General features: G+C 69.6%; 14 protein-coding genes. 11 read left to right on the forward strand and 3 right to left on the reverse strand.

The features are described from left to right. Positions 1-101 precede the first annotated feature (101 nt). From ABD289_RS21215 to ABD289_RS21250, 8 genes are all read left to right on the forward strand, one after another. On the forward strand, positions 102-935 hold the full coding sequence (locus ABD289_RS21215) for a helix-turn-helix domain-containing protein (RefSeq protein ID WP_344135763.1): 834 nt from the start codon (positions 102-104) through the stop codon (positions 933-935). Between the two features lie 4 nt (positions 936-939). After that, positions 940-1,137: a DUF397 domain-containing protein gene (locus tag ABD289_RS21220; protein ID WP_344135766.1), complete on the forward strand. Its 198-nt coding sequence runs from the start codon at positions 940-942 to the stop codon at positions 1,135-1,137. 197 nt (positions 1,138-1,334) lie between these two features. Continuing rightward, positions 1,335-3,605 (forward strand): lysylphosphatidylglycerol synthase domain-containing protein, encoded by a 2,271-nt coding sequence (locus ABD289_RS21225; RefSeq protein ID WP_344135769.1) that lies wholly within the window; start codon positions 1,335-1,337, stop codon positions 3,603-3,605. Positions 3,606-3,785: 180 nt separating this feature from the next. Continuing rightward, complete coding sequence (locus ABD289_RS21230; protein ID WP_344135772.1) at positions 3,786-4,475, forward strand: HAD family hydrolase; 690 nt, start codon at positions 3,786-3,788, stop codon at positions 4,473-4,475. Beyond that, positions 4,472-5,413 carry a homoserine dehydrogenase gene (locus ABD289_RS21235; RefSeq protein WP_344135775.1) on the forward strand — a complete coding sequence of 314 codons (942 nt, stop codon included), beginning with the start codon at positions 4,472-4,474 and terminating at the stop codon, positions 5,411-5,413. Before ABD289_RS21230 ends, ABD289_RS21235 begins: the two co-directional genes overlap by 4 nt. Positions 5,414-5,491: 78 nt before the next feature. Continuing rightward, positions 5,492-5,755: a phosphoribosyl-ATP diphosphatase gene (locus ABD289_RS21240; protein ID WP_344135778.1), complete on the forward strand. Its 264-nt coding sequence runs from the start codon at positions 5,492-5,494 to the stop codon at positions 5,753-5,755. A 41-nt stretch (positions 5,756-5,796) separates the two neighbouring features. Then, complete coding sequence (gene hisG, locus ABD289_RS21245) at positions 5,797-6,645, forward strand: ATP phosphoribosyltransferase (RefSeq protein WP_344135781.1); 849 nt, start codon at positions 5,797-5,799, stop codon at positions 6,643-6,645. Positions 6,646-6,851: 206 nt separating this feature from the next. Further along, positions 6,852-7,697 carry a VOC family protein gene (locus tag ABD289_RS21250; protein WP_344135784.1) on the forward strand — a complete coding sequence of 282 codons (846 nt, stop codon included), beginning with the start codon at positions 6,852-6,854 and terminating at the stop codon, positions 7,695-7,697. 230 nt (positions 7,698-7,927) lie between these two features. On the opposite strand, the gene ABD289_RS21255 is transcribed toward ABD289_RS21250, so the two are convergent. Beyond that, positions 7,928-8,830 carry a RecB family exonuclease gene (locus tag ABD289_RS21255; protein WP_344135787.1) on the reverse strand — a complete coding sequence of 301 codons (903 nt, stop codon included), beginning with the start codon at positions 8,828-8,830 and terminating at the stop codon, positions 7,928-7,930. A gap of 85 nt (positions 8,831-8,915) precedes the next feature. Between ABD289_RS21255 and ABD289_RS21260 the strand changes: the two genes are divergently transcribed. Both ABD289_RS21260 and ABD289_RS21265 read left to right on the forward strand, forming a co-directional pair. After that, on the forward strand, positions 8,916-10,055 hold the full coding sequence (locus tag ABD289_RS21260; RefSeq protein ID WP_344135790.1) for a site-2 protease family protein: 1,140 nt from the start codon (positions 8,916-8,918) through the stop codon (positions 10,053-10,055). Between the two features lie 341 nt (positions 10,056-10,396). Beyond that, entirely contained in the window at positions 10,397-11,230 is an 834-nt protein-coding gene (locus ABD289_RS21265; protein ID WP_344135793.1) for a tRNA (adenine-N1)-methyltransferase, read from the forward strand. Between the two features lie 64 nt (positions 11,231-11,294). Here ABD289_RS21265 and ABD289_RS21270 read toward each other — a convergent pair whose 3' ends face one another. Both ABD289_RS21270 and ABD289_RS21275 read right to left on the reverse strand, forming a co-directional pair. Beyond that, the gene (locus ABD289_RS21270) at positions 11,295-12,032 is read right to left on the reverse strand and encodes a hypothetical protein (RefSeq protein ID WP_344135798.1); all 738 of its coding nucleotides are present in this window, start codon (positions 12,030-12,032) and stop codon (positions 11,295-11,297) included. 32 nt (positions 12,033-12,064) lie between these two features. Continuing rightward, positions 12,065-12,730 carry an Rv0361 family membrane protein gene (locus tag ABD289_RS21275; protein WP_344135801.1) on the reverse strand — a complete coding sequence of 222 codons (666 nt, stop codon included), beginning with the start codon at positions 12,728-12,730 and terminating at the stop codon, positions 12,065-12,067. 522 nt (positions 12,731-13,252) lie between these two features. On the opposite strand from ABD289_RS21275, the gene arc reads away from it, so the two are divergent. Then, positions 13,253-15,046, forward strand: a complete 1,794-nt coding sequence (gene arc / locus ABD289_RS21280; protein ID WP_344135804.1) for a proteasome ATPase — start codon at positions 13,253-13,255, stop codon at positions 15,044-15,046. Positions 15,047-15,120: the final 74 nt, after the last annotated feature.

Here is a 15,120-nt window from a genome sequence, read left to right on the forward strand (position 1 = left end):
CAGGTGACCATGAACTGGTGCAAGACTGCAACATTGCAGATCGGAAAGCTTGTAGAGATCACACGATCAGCCGAACATGGGGGATGCCGTACGCTGTCGACGTGTCGAAGCCGGCGAGGCCAGGTATCCGGAAGCTCTGGCTTGGAAGCAAGCTGCGCACACTGCGCGAGAGCAGCGGTGTTGACCTGGAAACCGTCCTTGAAGAAACCGACTGGTCCAGATACAAGCTTTCGCGCGTCGAAACAGCCCAGATGGGCGTATCCGTGCCGGACGTGCGGATGCTCTGTGGCCTCTACAAGGCCGATGACGTCACCACGGAGAAGCTGGTTCAGCTCGCCCGAAACTCGCGCAAGCGCGGGTGGTGGCGTAGCTACGAGGATGCTCTGTCGGATTTCTTCGCTGACTACGTGGAGCTGGAGACCGAAGCGTCTTCGATTACCAATTACGAGATCGACCTGATCCCCGGTCTGTTGCAGACCGGGGAGTATGCGAAAGCGGTCATCGAAGCGTGGGAGCCCGGCCTGGAGCAGGAAACCGTGGCTCGGCGAAAGGAGCTTCGGCTTGAGAGGCAATCCCGTCTGGAAGAGTCAGGGCTGACGCTCTGGGCGATCATTGACGAAGCCGCGTTGCGTCGTCGTGTCGGCAGTTCAGAGGTGATGGAGCGTCAGCTCGATCACATCGCCGCAATGGCTCGGCGGCCGAACATTACGGTTCAGGTGCTTCCCTTCGGGGCAGGCGCGCACGTTGCGCAGGGGACGTCGTTCACGATGCTGGAGTTCGACGCTCTTGACCCGGTGGTGTACGTAGAGACCCTGACATCAGCGCTGTACTTGGAAGACGCGCCTGAGGTCAGCCGCTACCGCCTAGCGGTCGAACACCTTCGCGCGACGGGGCTCGACCCCCGAGCGTCGATTGAAATCCTGAACAAGGAGTAACACCGTGAGCACGCAACCCGAGTGGCGCAAGAGCAGCCGTAGCAACGGAGGCGGTCAGTGCGTGGAGGTCGCCACCAACGTCCCTGATGCGGCCCTGATCCGGGACTCCAAGCTCGGTGACGAATCCCCGATCCTCAGTGCCAAGCCCGAGGTGTTCGCCAGCTTCATCCAGGCGATCAAGGACGGCAAGCTCGGGCAGTGACCCCGTCTGCTCCAGGCCCTCGCTTCGGCGAGGGCTTTTTTGTGCGGTGACCGACCGCGGCTCGACCGGGCGCTCCGGTTGACGGGTCCGTGCGTTGGCCAGAGGCTTGTGCCGACGAGCTGCCGCGGAGTTGGATGCCTGTGGATCACACCCGGTCTGTGCCGAATGCGGGATCCGGTATCTCCCCGCGTTCGCGATTGCGGCTGTCGATCGGCAGGCATCCTCGCGACCTGGGGAAGCTCGCGTTGGTCGGCGGGTTGCTGGTGCTGGGCGCGCTGCTGGTGCTGGTGCCCGCGAACCCCGTCGAGCTGGCCGTCTCGCAGCAGCTCGCGGCGATCCCGCGGGTCACCGATCCGCTCTGGGTGGCGCTGACCTGGCTCGGCTCCTGGGCCGGGATCGTCGGGGTCGTCGTGGTGGCGTCCTACTTCGGGTGGATCCGGGTGGCGCTGCTGTGCGGTGGCTCCGGTGCGGTGACCTGGGTGCTCGCCCAGCTGATGCACCAGCTGATCGGCACGGCGGGGTTTCCCGCCGAGGAGGTGGCACTGGTCACGGTGCTGGCCGTGGTGGCCGCGCCCTACCTGGGCTCGGCCGGGCGCTACTTCGGGTGGGCGCTCACGCTGCTGGTCGGGGTGGCCGTGGTGCACCTGGGCATGGACCTGCCGCTGGGTGCGGTCGGCGGGGCGTTGCTGGGCTGGGGCGTGGGGCTGCTCTCGCACCTGGTGTGGGGCGCGCCGGGACGACGGGTCTCGGACGTGCTGATCTTCGACGAGCTGGAGCAGGCCGGGCTCGCGCCGGTGTCGATCACCGCGCTCCGGCATCGGCTGTTGCAGCCGCGCGAGTTCGCCGTGGACACCGTCGACGGCCCGCGGCTGCGCGCGAAGGTGGTGCGCAGGCTCAGCCGCCGCGCCGGACCCTGGTACAAGCTCAAGCGGCTGCTGATGGTGCTGGACGTGCGCGACGAGCCGCGGCTGTCCAGCCCGCACCACGAGGTCGAGCACGAGGCCTACGCCGCCCTGCTGGCCGCGCGAGCCGGGGTGCGCACCCCTCCGGTGGTGCTGGCCTGCGACGTGCAGTACGCACCCGCGCTGCTGGTGGTGCAGGAGGTCAGCGGACGACGGCTCAACGAGCTCGCGCCCGGGGAGGTCGACGACGAGCTGCTGGCCGGGATCTGGCAGCAGGTCGGCAGGCTGGCCGCCGCGCGGATCGCGCATCACGACCTGCGCGCCAAGAACATCCTGGTCGACGAGGGCAACCAGCCCTGGTTGCTGTCGTTCACCTTCAGCCATCCTGGTGCCGACGAGGCGCGCTGCGCGCAGGACCTCGCCGAGGCGTTGGTGTCGGTGGCCGCCGTCGTCGGGGTCCAGCGGGCGGTGACCAGCGCGATCCGCTCGTTGCCGGTGGAGGCGCTGGCAGGGGCGTTGAGCAACGTGGTGCCGCTGGCGTTGCCGCGCCGGGTCCGCAAGCAGGCCGAGCTGGACCGCTACTTCCTCGCCGATCTGCGCGAGACCCTCGCCGACCGGCTCAGCCTGCCGATTCCCGGTTTCCGGTCGCCGGTGCGGGTGAGCACGGTGATCGGGCTGGTGCTCATCGGCGCGGCCGTCTACCTGCTGCTTCCCGAGCTCTCCGACACCCGCGAGGTCGCGGGCGCGCTGCGGCACGCGCACTTGGGCTGGCTCGCGGTCGCGGTGGTCACCGGCTTCGTGGCCGTACTGCTGTCGTCGATCTCGGTGCAGGGTTCCAGCCGGACCCCGATCCCGTTCTGGCGGACGCTGCAGGTGCAGGTCGCGGCGGCGTTCACCGGCCGGACCACGCCCGGCGGTGCGGGTTTCTTCGGGCTCAACGTCGTGTACCTGGAACGGCTCGGGCTGCGTCGTCCGCTGGCCGTGGGCGTGACGCTGCTCAACCAGGCCGGCACGGGTGCGGTGGCGTTCGTGGTGGCGGTGATCGGGGTGTTCGCCGTCGGTCTCACCGGGACGTTCGACCAGCTCTCGGTGCCGGGACGACCGCTGCTCATCGGTGGGGCCGTGGTGGTGCTGGTGGTGGCCGGGGTGCTGGTCTCGCCGTTCGGCCGCAGGCGGTTGCTCCCGCAGATGATCGAGGTCAGCGGTGAGCTCCTGGAAACGCTGCGGCACCCGGTGCGCGCCCTGCAGCTGTTCGGCGGCGCGCTGGGGTACCTGGTCATCTCCGGGCTCGGTCTGGCCGCCTCGCTGGCGGCGATCCACCCGAACTTCTCCTGGGTCGGGGTGACCATCGTGTTCGTCGTCGGCAACACCCTCGGGCACCTGGTGCCGTCCCCGGGCGGGCTCGGCGCGGTCGAAGCGGTCCTGCTCGCCGGTCTGGGCGCGATGGGCATCCCGGCGACGGCGGCGATCACCGCGGTCCTGCTGTCCCGCTTCCTCACCTACTGGCTGCCGGTCCTGCCGGGCATCGCCATGTTCCGCTACCTCCAACACCAAGAAGTCATCTAATCGAGTGAACTCCCCGAAAACCCTCCAAAACGCACCCCCGATTTCCAGGGAATTCCGCACCCCGAATTCCAGGGAAATCGGGGTTGGTGGGCGAGGTGTTGAACACTTTGGGTGGGGTTGGGGTGTGCGGTCGTGTGTACTGGACCGGTACGTGCCCTGAGTTGGAACGGAGAGTTCTGCGTGGTCCGCGATGCTGGTCAGAAGGTTCCCGCTGCGGTGTTGTTCGACATGGATGGCACGCTCGTGGACTCCGAGAAGCTCTGGACCATCGCGCTGGACGACTACGCGGCGCATCGAGGCGGGGCGCTGTCCGAGCCGACCCGGGAGCTGATGGTCGGTTCCAACATGAGCCGCAGCATGCGGCTGCTGCTGACCGATCTCGGCCTGCCCGACGGGGACGCCGACGTCGCCGCCGCCGCGCAGTGGGTCGCGGGCCGGATGACCGAGCTGTTCGCCGAGGGGCTGCCGTGGCGGCCGGGCGCGGCCGAGGCGTTGCGCGAGGCGAAGGCGCTCGGACTGCGAACGGCGCTGGTGACCTCCACGATCCGATCGCTGACCGAGCGGGCGCTGGAGACCATCGGCCGGGACAACTTCGAGGTCACCGTCTGCGGGGACGAGGTCGACGGCCGCAACAAGCCCGACCCGGAGCCCTACCTCAAGGCCGCCCGCCTGCTCGGCGTCGACCCCGCCGAATGCGTGGCGTTCGAGGACTCGCCGACCGGCGTCGCGGCCGCGGAGGCCGCCGGTTGCGCGGTGATCGCCATCCCGTGCGAGGTCGCCTTGGACGCCGGCCCGCACCGCACGCTCTACGGAGCGCTGACCGAGGTGGACCTCGCCGCGCTGGGCGATCTGTTCACCGAGGCCGCGTGAGAACCGTTCCGATCGTGCTGGCCGGCCGCGGCCCGGTCGGCAGGCAGTTCACCGAGCTGATCGCCGAACGCGGCGAGCAGTGGCGCGCGGACCACGGCCTGGACCTGCGGGTCGTGGCGGCGCGCGGCCGCGAGCGAGAGCGCATCGGCCGGGAGGAAGGTCCGCTCACCGACCTCGCCGGGCTGTTGGAACGCACCGGCGCCGAGGTCTTCGCCCAGGCCGTGCCCTCCGACGGCGACCCGAGGGCCGCCGACGAGGCGCTCACCGCTCTGCGGCACGGCGCGCACCTGGTCACCGCCACCAAGTCGCACCTGCTCGCGCACTGGACCGAGCTCGCCGCGGCCGCCACCGGTTCCTCGGTGCGCATCTCCGCGGCCACCGGCGCCGCGATGCCCGCGGGGGATCTGGCCCGCTCGGTGCTGCGCGGTTTCGACGTCCGGTCGGTCTCCGGCTGCCTCAACGGCACCTCCACCTTCGTGCTCGACCGGCTCGCCGAGGGCGCGGACCTGCCGAGCGCGATCGCGCAGGCGCAGCGCAGCGGCATCGCCGAGGCCGACCCGACCGCCGACCTCTCCGGGACCGACGCGGCGACCAAGTTCCGGCTGCTGGCCGCTCTGCTGTGGGGATGGGACCCGGCTACGACCAGGTTCGAGGGCGAGCCCATCGCCGAACCGCTCCCGGCGGTCCCCGAGGGCGGGCGACTGCGACATATCGCCAGCGCCGACCGGGACGAGCCCGGTGTGGTGCGGGTGCGCCTGCGGGCCGCCGACGGGGCGCTAGCCGCGCTGCGCGGGCCGGACAAGGCGGTGCGCTACGACTGCGGCGAGGCCGGCGAGATCGTCCTCTCCGGGGGACGTTCCAGCCCGCGCGGCGCCGCGCTGTCGATGATCAAGGACACGATCGGCGCGCTGCTGGAGTCCACCACCGGTTTCCGGTGACGACCGGTCGTGATCCCGCCCGCACTAGCGGCGGGTCCGCTGCGAGGCGGCCGGAGCGGGATGCAAGGATCGAGGGCTGTGAAGACCTTCGACGAGTTGTTCGCCGAGCTGCAGGAACGCGCCAAGACCCGCCCCGAGGGCTCCTCGACGGTGGCCGCGCTCGATGCGGGAGTGCACGCCCAGGGCAAGAAGGTCCTGGAGGAAGCAGGCGAGGTGTGGCTGGCCGCCGAGCACGAGGGCGACGAGGAACTCGCCGAGGAGATCTCGCAGCTGTTGTACCGGCTGCAGGTCATCATGCTGGGGCGTGGACTGTCCCCCGAGGACGTCTACCGCTACCTGTAGCCGCTCATCACGAGTGAAACCGAGAAGGAGAATTGGTTCCCATGCTGCGTGTCGCGGTGCCCAACAAGGGCACGCTGGCCGGTCCCGCATCCGAGATGCTCGCGGAAGCCGGGTACCGGCAGCGCCATGAGCAGCGGGATCTCACCGTTCTCGACACCACCAACGACGTCGAGTTCTTCTTCCTGCGCCCCAAGGACATCTCCATCTACGTCGGCTCCGGCGAGCTCGACCTCGGCCTGACCGGCCGTGACCTGGCGCTGGATTCCGGTGCCCCGGTCGACGAGGTGCTGTCCATGGGCTTCGGCGGGTCGACCTTCCGCTACGCCGCCCCCGGGCAGCCGGGCGACTGGAAGATCACCGATCTGCAGGGCAAGCGGATCGCCACCTCCTACCCGCGGCTGGTCGGCGACGACCTGGCCCGGCACGGCGTGACCGCCGAGGTCATCCGGCTGGACGGCGCGGTGGAGATCTCCATCCAGCTCGGCGTCGCCGATGCGATCGCCGACGTGGTCGGCTCCGGCCGGACGTTGCGCCAGCACGGGCTGGTGGCCTTCGGCGATCCGATCTGCCAGTCCGAGGCCGTTGTCATCGAGCGTCGCGATTCCGACCAGCAGCAGGAGAAGGACCAGCTCATCGCCCGTCTGCAGGGCGTGGTGTTCGCCCAGCAGTACGTGATGCTGGACTACAACTGCCCGCGCGAGCTGCTCGACGACGCCACCAAGATGACTCCCGGACTGGAGTCGCCGACGATGTCGCCGCTGGCCGACGAGCGCTGGGTCGCGGTGCGCGCCATGGTCTCCCGCAAGGCGGCGCCGGCGATCATGGACCGGCTCGCCTCGGTGGGCGCCAAGGCCATCCTCTCGTCGGACATCCGCGCCTGCCGGCTCTGACGCCCCGGGCGGCCACCCCCGGACGCCGAACCGCCTGAGCCGCTGCTCCATTCGGGCGAAGCGCGATCATTGTCGTGTCCATCCCGAGCCGCGCGCGCGACGCTGGTCTGGATGGGCGCGTCGTTCGTTCGACGCTGCACCCGGTCGTCGGACCCCGCGAGTATGTTGGGTCCAGACGATCTTGAACAAGCCGATGGGGGTGGCCGATGGCCGTCGTAGTTCCCGGGCAGACACCACCGCAGTGGCAGCTCTACGCCGGAATGCCCTGCTGGATCGAGTTGATCACCACAAACCTCGAGCAGGCGAAGGAGTTCTACGCCAACCTGTTCGACTGGCAGTACGAGACGCACAGCGATCCCCTCTCCGGCGAGCACGTGATCGCGCTCCGCGAGGGGTACCCGGTCGCCAGCCTGCGCGCGGCCTCCGGTGAGGAGTCGGCCTGGCGGCTGTACCTGGCCACCGCCGACTGCGATCAGGCAGTGGCCGAGGCGGAGAGCCACGGCGCGACGCTGACCGTGCCGGTCAACCACGTGCCCAAGGTCGGTCGCAAGGCGGTCCTGATGGGGCCCTCCGATGCCGAGTTCGGCCTGCTCGAACCCGAGGAGACCTGGGAGTTCGACGTCGGGCTGCCGGGCACGCTGATGTGGGCCGAGCTGGTGACGATCAGGGCCCAGACCGCGGACGTGTTCTTCGGGGAGCTGTTCGGCTACGGCGCCCAGCAGTTCGGCACCGAGCACCGCTCGGACTACTCGGTCTGGTACCTGGGCGAGGACTCGGTGCTGGCCCGGGTCAGCATGATCCGCGAGTTCATCACCGAGGCGACCAAGCCGCACTGGCTGCTCTACCTCGGCGTCGAGGCCGAGCTCGGCACCGACGAGCTGGTGCACCGCGCCATCGCCAACGGCGGCAGGGTCCGGGTGAATCCCTACGACTCCAGCATGGGCCGGATGGCCGTGCTGCGGGACCCGACCGGCGCGCGCTTCGCGGTCATCGACCCGACGCAGGCGGGTGAGTACGGCACGGCCGCCAACTTCGACGCGTACGGGGATTGATCACGCACCGGGATTGATCTGTGGTCGTTCGACGTGGCGGTGCCGGGAGCGGAACCTCAGACGTCTTCTGGCTCCGGGATCCGCGACTTGAGCATGTCCAAGCGCGGCGCTGCGGCTGTCCTCGCCAGACGACGTCTGAGAATCCGCGGCGGGGCGAGTTGCTCAGGTGGGGTGAAGAGAAAGCACCTGCGGTGCTTGCCTGACGCTCGTTCCGGCGCGGGCCGGGACTTTCAGTCCGTGCGGTCGAGGAGCGATTCCTCGTTGGTGCCGGGGTCTTCCGGCCAGCCCGGGTAGGGCGGGGGAGTGCCGCCGAAGGACGGGCACAGCGCCTTGTGATCGCACCAGTCGCAGAGCTTCGACGGGTTCGGCCGGAAGTCCCCGGTCTTGCCCGCGCGCAGGATCGCCTGCCAGATCGCGTCCAGGGTGCGCTCGAACCGGAGCAGTTCCTGCTCGTCTGGGGTGTAGGCGAGCTTCTGCTTGTTCGCCAGGTACATCAGCAGCAGCTGGCGGGGCACCTCGCCGCGCAGCCGCCACAGCACCAGGGCGTAGAACTTCATCTGGAACATCGCCTTGGCCTCGCCGATCTCGCGCGGCGCGGACCCGGTCTTGTAGTCCACCAGGCGGATCTCGCCGGTGGGCGCGACATCCACCCGGTCGATGAACCCGCGCAGCAGCGCGCCGGAGGGCAGCTCGGCCTCCACCCGCAGCTCGCAGGACTCCGGGTTCAGCCGCTGCGGGTCCTCCATCTCGAAGTAGGCATCGACCAGGCCGCTCGCGGTCTGCAGCCACTTGGTCAGCTCCGGGTCGTCCGGGCCGTCGAAGAGCTCGCCCAGCTCGGGCTGCTCGGCCAGCAGGTCGTCCCAGGCGGGCCGCAGCAACTGCTGGGCTCGATCCCGGTCGCGCTCGCCCGCTGGCAGCTCGTATAGGCGCTCCAGCACCGAGTGCACCACGGTGCCGCGCACCTGCGCCTTGGTCGGGGTCTCCGGCAGCCGGTCCACCGCGCGGAACCGGTAGAGCAGCGGGCACTGCTTGAAATCACCGGCGCGCGACGGTGAAAGCGCCGGCCGCCGCCTGGCGGTGCCTCCGGGCGCCGTTGCATCGGTGGTGGCGGGCTCCTGCGCGGTCTCGGCCATGGTCACCGACCCTAAACGAGCAGGGCGACAGCCGATCGGCCCCGTGGTTACAGCCGTCTTACTCCGCGCGGATTACTCTTCGCACATGCCGTCCGCCGCCTCCACGTCGTCCCGGCCCAAGAGCAACGACGGTGGCCTGCTGCTGTTCCGCGTCTCCGGGGTGCCGGTGCTGCTGTCCACCTCGTGGTGGCTCGGCGCCGCGCTGATCGTGCTGCTCTACACGCCGCTGGTCGGCCGCATCCTGCCCGGCACCGGGGTGTGGGCATCGGCGGTGCTGGCGGCGGTGTTCACCGTGCTGCTGGCCATCTCCGTGCTGCTGCACGAGCTCGGGCACTGCATCGTCGCGCTGCGGCTGGGCTTGCCGGTGCGCAGGGTCCGGTTGTTCCTGCTCGGCGGGCTCTCGGAGATCTCGCGAACGCCGCCCAAACCCGGTCAGGAGGGCATGATCGCCGCGGCGGGTCCCGCGGTGTCGCTGCTGCTCGCGCTGGTGACCGGCATCGCCTGGTTCGTCCTGGTGCCGGACGGGGCGATCTGGCTGCTGGTGGCCCAGACCTGCGTGGCCAACCTGGCGGTCGGGCTGTTCAACCTGCTGCCCGGGCTGCCGCTGGACGGTGGCCGGATGCTGCGGGCGCTGCTGTGGCGGATCACCGGGCGGCGCGTCGCGGGCACCACCGCCGGTGTGGCCGGTGCCGGTGTGGTCGCCGTCGCCCTGCTCGGCTACGCGATGGCGGGCCTGTTCACCGGAGCCCAGGACCAGTGGTTGCGGCTCGGGGTGTGCCTGCTGATGGCCTGGTTCGTCATCGCCGGTGCCGTCTCCGAGCACCAGGCCGAGCAGCGTCGCCGGTGGCCCAGCGGCGTGAAGCTCGCCGACCTGGTCAAACCGGTGCTGCAGCTGCCCGCGGAGAGCCCGGTGGGCGATGCGCTGGTGGCCGCGGCGGGCCGGGGAGTGGTGCTGGTGCGCGCCGACGGGATCGCGGTCGGTTTGCTCGACCAGACCGCGGCCGAGCGGCTGTCCACCCGAGCGCCGAACGAACCCGCCGAGCGCGCCGCCGAACCGGTCGACCCGGACACGATCCTGCTGGACGTCGAATCGCCGGAGGCCATCATCGAGCGCGTGCAGTCCGTGCTGGCCTGGCAGTTCCTGGTCATCGACGAGGAGGGCAGGCCCAGCGGCGTGCTGCGGCGCGAGGACCTGCGCGCAGCTCTGCGCTCCCGCCGCGCTTGAGGAGATGCTTCGGTCCGGGGTCGTCGTGGCGGTGCCGGGGGCGGAACCTCGGACGCCGCCGGGCTGCGGGATCCGCGACGTGCGCGGCGCTGCGGCCGTCCTCGCCCGGCGATCTCCGAGAACCCCGCCGCACCGCGTGCGGCTCGGCCGCGTTCTGAGCGGAGTCGGTGCGCGCGGTGGTGCGGGGAGCCGAACCCGGAGCAGCCGGTACGGACTCCGCGCCACCTGCTTTTGCGCGCCGGGCTACCGCGCCCGACGCCGGAGCAGCGCCGTCCATCTGGGACTATGGACCGCCGTGCGTGTCGCGCGCGTGAGGTGATCGTGGAGAAAGTAGGCAGCAGTTGAGCAGCACCGTCAGCGGTGAGTTCCAGCCCGAAGATCGGGTCCAGTTGACCGACCCCAAAGGGCGCAAGTACACGATCGTGCTGCAAACGGGCGGGGAATACCACACGCACCGCGGCGCGCTCGCGCACGACGACCTGATCGGCAGTCCCGAGGGGTCGATCGTGACCAGCACCGGAGGTACCTCCTTCCTGGCGCTGCGCCCCCTGCTGTCCGACTACGTGCTGTCCATGCCGCGCGGCGCGCAGGTCATCTACCCCAAGGACGCCGCGCAGATCCTGATGTGGGGCGACATCGGCCCCGGGATGCGCGTGCTCGAGGCGGGCGCGGGCTCGGGCGCGCTGAGCTGCTCGCTGCTGCGCGCTGTCGGTTCCGAGGGCAGCGTGACCTCCTACGAGATCCGCGAGGACCACCGCGAGCACGCCGAGCGCAACGTGCAGCGCTTCTTCGGCGAGGTCCCGGAGAACTACTCGCTCAACCTCGGCGACGTCGCCGACTACGACGGCGAGCCGGTGGACCGCATCGTGCTGGACATGCTGGCGCCCTGGGACGTGCTGGAGAAGGTCCAGGAGAAGCTGCGCCCGGGCGGTGTGCTGATCGTGTACGTGGCCACCACGACCCAGCTGTCGCGGATCACCGAGGCCATCCGCGAGCAGCAGAACTGGACCGAACCCCAGGTCTGGGAGACCTTGCTGCGCCCGTGGCACGTGGTGGGCATGGCCGTGCGCCCGGAGCACCGGATGGTCGGGCACACGGCGTTCCTGCTGGTCACCCGTCGCCTGGCGGACGGCGTGACCCCGCCGCGCGTGCAGCGGCGCTCCGGCAAGGGCTGACGCGAACGCGAAGCGGGCCCGCGCCTGGATCGGCGCGGGCCCGCTCTTCGGTTCCGGGAAGGGCTCAGCAGAGCTTCCAGGCGCCGTCCTCGACGACCATGCCGAGGCGCTGGTCGATCGGCGTCGCGGGCGTCGAGCCGAGATCGACGCCCTGGAAGGTGCCGGACACGCCGATCGTGCCCGCGATCGTGGCCGTTGCCCGGTCGTCCCCGTTGCGCTGCACCGATTCGAGCCGGACGTCGAACTCCACCGAGTCCATCAGCTGCTTGATCTCGGAGTCGGTCGCGCCCATCTGCTTGAGCTGCTCGAGCCCGGCGCCCTTGCCCTCCATGAGCTCGATGGCCTGCTGGGTCTGGGCGGACCGCCGCTGGCAGCTGATGTTCTTGAGGCCGGTGAAGTCCTTCTCGTTCATCATGCTGACCGCTCGCTCGGCCACCGGCCTCGGATCACCCGCCCCTGAGCCAACGGACAACCCGATGACCAGCGCGATCACCACGCCGAGGACTACCAGCGCGCCGAGGCCGCCGAGGATCCACGGCAGCGGGGACTTCTTCTTCGGCGGTGGTCCGTAGCCGCCGAAGCCCTGGTAGGCGCCCTGCGGCGGGTACGGCGGCTGCTGCCCGTAGCCGGGTTGCTGAGGCTGCTGCGGGTATCCGGGAGCGGGCTGGCCGTACGGCTGCCCGCCGCTCGGCGGGTAGCTCCCGCCCGGCTGCTGGCCACCGGGTTGCGGGCCGCTCGGCGGGTACTGGCCGCCCTGCTGGCCCCAGCCGTCCTGTCCCGGCTGCTGCGGTGGGTACGTCAAGTGTCGATCCCCCTAGTGCTCCTGCCGCGCGCTCACTGGTCGAGCGCGCAGACCTTCCATTCGCCGTCCTCGACGACGAGCCCCATCGTTTGATCCACCGGCTGCGCGGTTCCGGACGCCTGGTAGCTGCCCGCGAGGTGCGCCGAAGCGCGGTCGCCGCTCTCGGAGACCGCGCCCAGCCGCAGGTCGAACGTGTACTGCTGCAGCTGGTCCATGGCCTGGTTCAGCTGCCCGCGGTTGGCAGCGCAGAACAGCGTGCGCACGCCGTTGAAGTCACCCGCGTTGACCTTGGCGACGACCTCCCGGGCGACCGGCCGCGCCGCGCCCGGGTCGTTGCCGCCGAGCCACCAGAACAGCCCGCCACCGCCGACGAGCAGCACCAGCAGCGCGCCGAGCGTGCCGAGCAGCAGCGGCGTCCTGGACTTGGGCTTCTCCGGTTCCACGTCGGCGAACCCGTTGGCCTCCGGGATCCAGGTGCCCCACTGCGGAGGCTGCGGCGGCTGTCCGGGCGGGCCCGGCTGCGGCTGCTGTGCCTGGTAGGGCTGGCCCTGGATCGGTTGCCCGGGCCCCTGCTGGGGCGTCCCGGCGTGCTGGTTGCCGTACCAGTTCGGCTGCCCGCCCGGTGGTGGCGGGAATCCGTTGCTCGCGGGTTGCTGTTCCCACCCGCCCGGTCCAGGTTGCTGCGGCGGATAGGTCATGGACTCCTCCCGGAGTGGATGTCGCCGAGTCTGTTTTGCCGCGTAAGTAGATCAGAGACGGCGGTGTCGCGGGGCCGGAGTACCCGGATTGCGACGCGGGTCGGCATCCGGATCGGCTGTCCGGAATGCCCGCAGCGGCGGAGTTGTTCCAAATGATGGGAGAAGTTCCGGGGGAATTCGATTTCCGGTCAGGTGAATGCCACCCGGTTGTCTCAGCGGTTAACCCGGATGCCCGCACGGCACGGCCGGTCGCCGTGGCGGAACGGAAAAACCCGTGGTCGTCGCGTTGTTGGCGGGGTCAGATGACCGGTCCAGGACGTATCGAACGGACCATGATCGCCAACTCAACGTATCCGTGACTGCCCGTGGTCGAGGCGACCCGCGAGGACGAACCTGGTTCCGCTCATGGGTATTCGCTGATTTTTGTGGCACGCTGGGCGATCCGGCGGACCACTCGCGACGCCGCTGTCGTCGGTGATCGCCGGTACCGTGGTGGTACGAGCACGGGAGGAGGGTGCCGACATGCAGCACGACCGTCCCGGCAGCCGGCCCGAGGAGGGCGACGGGGAGCAGAACGGTTCGGATTCGACCGAACTGCGCAGTCAGATCCGTCTCCTGGAAGACGAGGTCGCGTTGCTGCGCCGCAGGCTCAACGAGTCTCCTCAGCAGGTGCGGTTGCTGGAAAAGCGGCTGGCCGAGGCATCCGAGAGAGTGAGTCAGCTCACCGAACGGAACGCCAAACTCACCGAGACCCTGAAAGAAGCGCGGAGCCAGCTCACGGCGCTGCGCGAGGAAGTCGATCGGCTCGCCCAACCCCCGAGCGGGTACGGCGTGTTCCTCACGGCCTACGAGGACAGCACGGTCGACGTGTTCACGTCCGGGCGCAAGATGCGGGTGGCCGTGTCGCCGAACGTGAGCATCGAGGAACTGCGACTGGGCCAGTCAGTGCGCCTCAACGAGGCCCTGACGGTGGTGGAGGCGGGCTCGTTCGAGCAGACCGGCGAGGTGTGCACCTTCCGGGAACTGCTGCCCAGTGTCGAGGGGGATTTCCCGCGCGCACTGGTCGTCGGGCACACCGACGAGGAACGGGTTGTGTGGCTGACCGATCAGCTGGCCGAGTCCACGCTGAAGGCCGGCGATTCCATCCTGGTCGACAGCAAGGTCGGCTACGCCTACGACACGGTGCCCAAGGCCGAGGTCGAGGACCTCGTGCTGGAAGAGGTGCCCGATGTCGGCTACACCGACATCGGCGGTCTGGGCGGTCAGATCGAGCAGATCCGCGATGCCGTGGAGCTGCCGTTCCTGCACTCCGACCTCTACGTGCAGTACCAGCTCGCACCGCCGAAGGGCGTGCTGCTCTACGGGCCACCCGGTTGCGGGAAGACGCTCATCGCCAAGGCGGTGGCCAACTCGCTGGCCAAGAAGGTGGCGTCGAACCGCGGTGACGCGGACGGCCAGGCCAAGTCCTACTTCCTCAACATCAAGGGCCCGGAGCTGCTGAACAAGTTCGTCGGCGAGACCGAGCGGCACATCCGGATGATCTTCCAGCGAGCTCGCGAGAAGGCCTCCGAGGGCACGCCGGTGATCGTGTTCTTCGACGAGATGGACTCGATCTTCCGCACCCGCGGCAGCGGGGTGTCCTCCGACGTGGAGACCACGATCGTCCCGCAGCTGCTCAGCGAGATCGACGGCGTGGAGGGCCTGGAGAACGTCATCGTCATCGGCGCCTCCAACCGCGAGGACATGATCGACCCGGCGATCCTGCGACCGGGCCGGTTGGACGTGAAGATCAAGATCGAGCGTCCGGACGCCGAATCGGCCAAGGACATCTTCTCCAAGTACCTGACCACGGAACTGCCGATCCACGAGGAGGACCTCAAGGAGTTCGGCGGGGACCCCGCTTCGTGCCTGGACGCGATGATCCAGACCACGGTCGAGCGGATGTACGCCGAGACCGACGAGAACCGGTTCCTGGAGGTCACCTACGCCAACGGGGACAAGGAGGTCCTGTACTTCAAGGACTTCAACTCCGGCGCGATGATCCAGAACATCGTGGACCGGTCCAAGAAGGCCGCGATCAAGTCGGTGCTGGAAACCGGTCAGCCCGGCCTGCGGGTGCAGCACCTGCAGGACGCCATCATCGACGAGTTCGCCGAGAACGAGGACCTGCCCAACACCACCAACCCGGATGACTGGGCACGGATCTCCGGCAAGAAGGGCGAGCGGATCGTCTACATCCGCACCCTGGTCAGCGGCAAGAACCAGGAGTCCGGTCGAGCGATCGACACGGCGACCAACACCGGTCAGTACCTGTAAGACCGCGGACCTCGGGGCCGCCGACCCGCTCGGGCCGGCGGCCCCGAGCCGTGCGGACGGGCGCCGGAAGGACT

The sequence above is a fragment of the Saccharopolyspora halophila genome (assembly GCF_039531955.1).
In the GTDB taxonomy this organism is placed as follows: Bacteria; Actinomycetota; Actinomycetes; order Mycobacteriales; family Pseudonocardiaceae; genus Saccharopolyspora; species Saccharopolyspora halophila.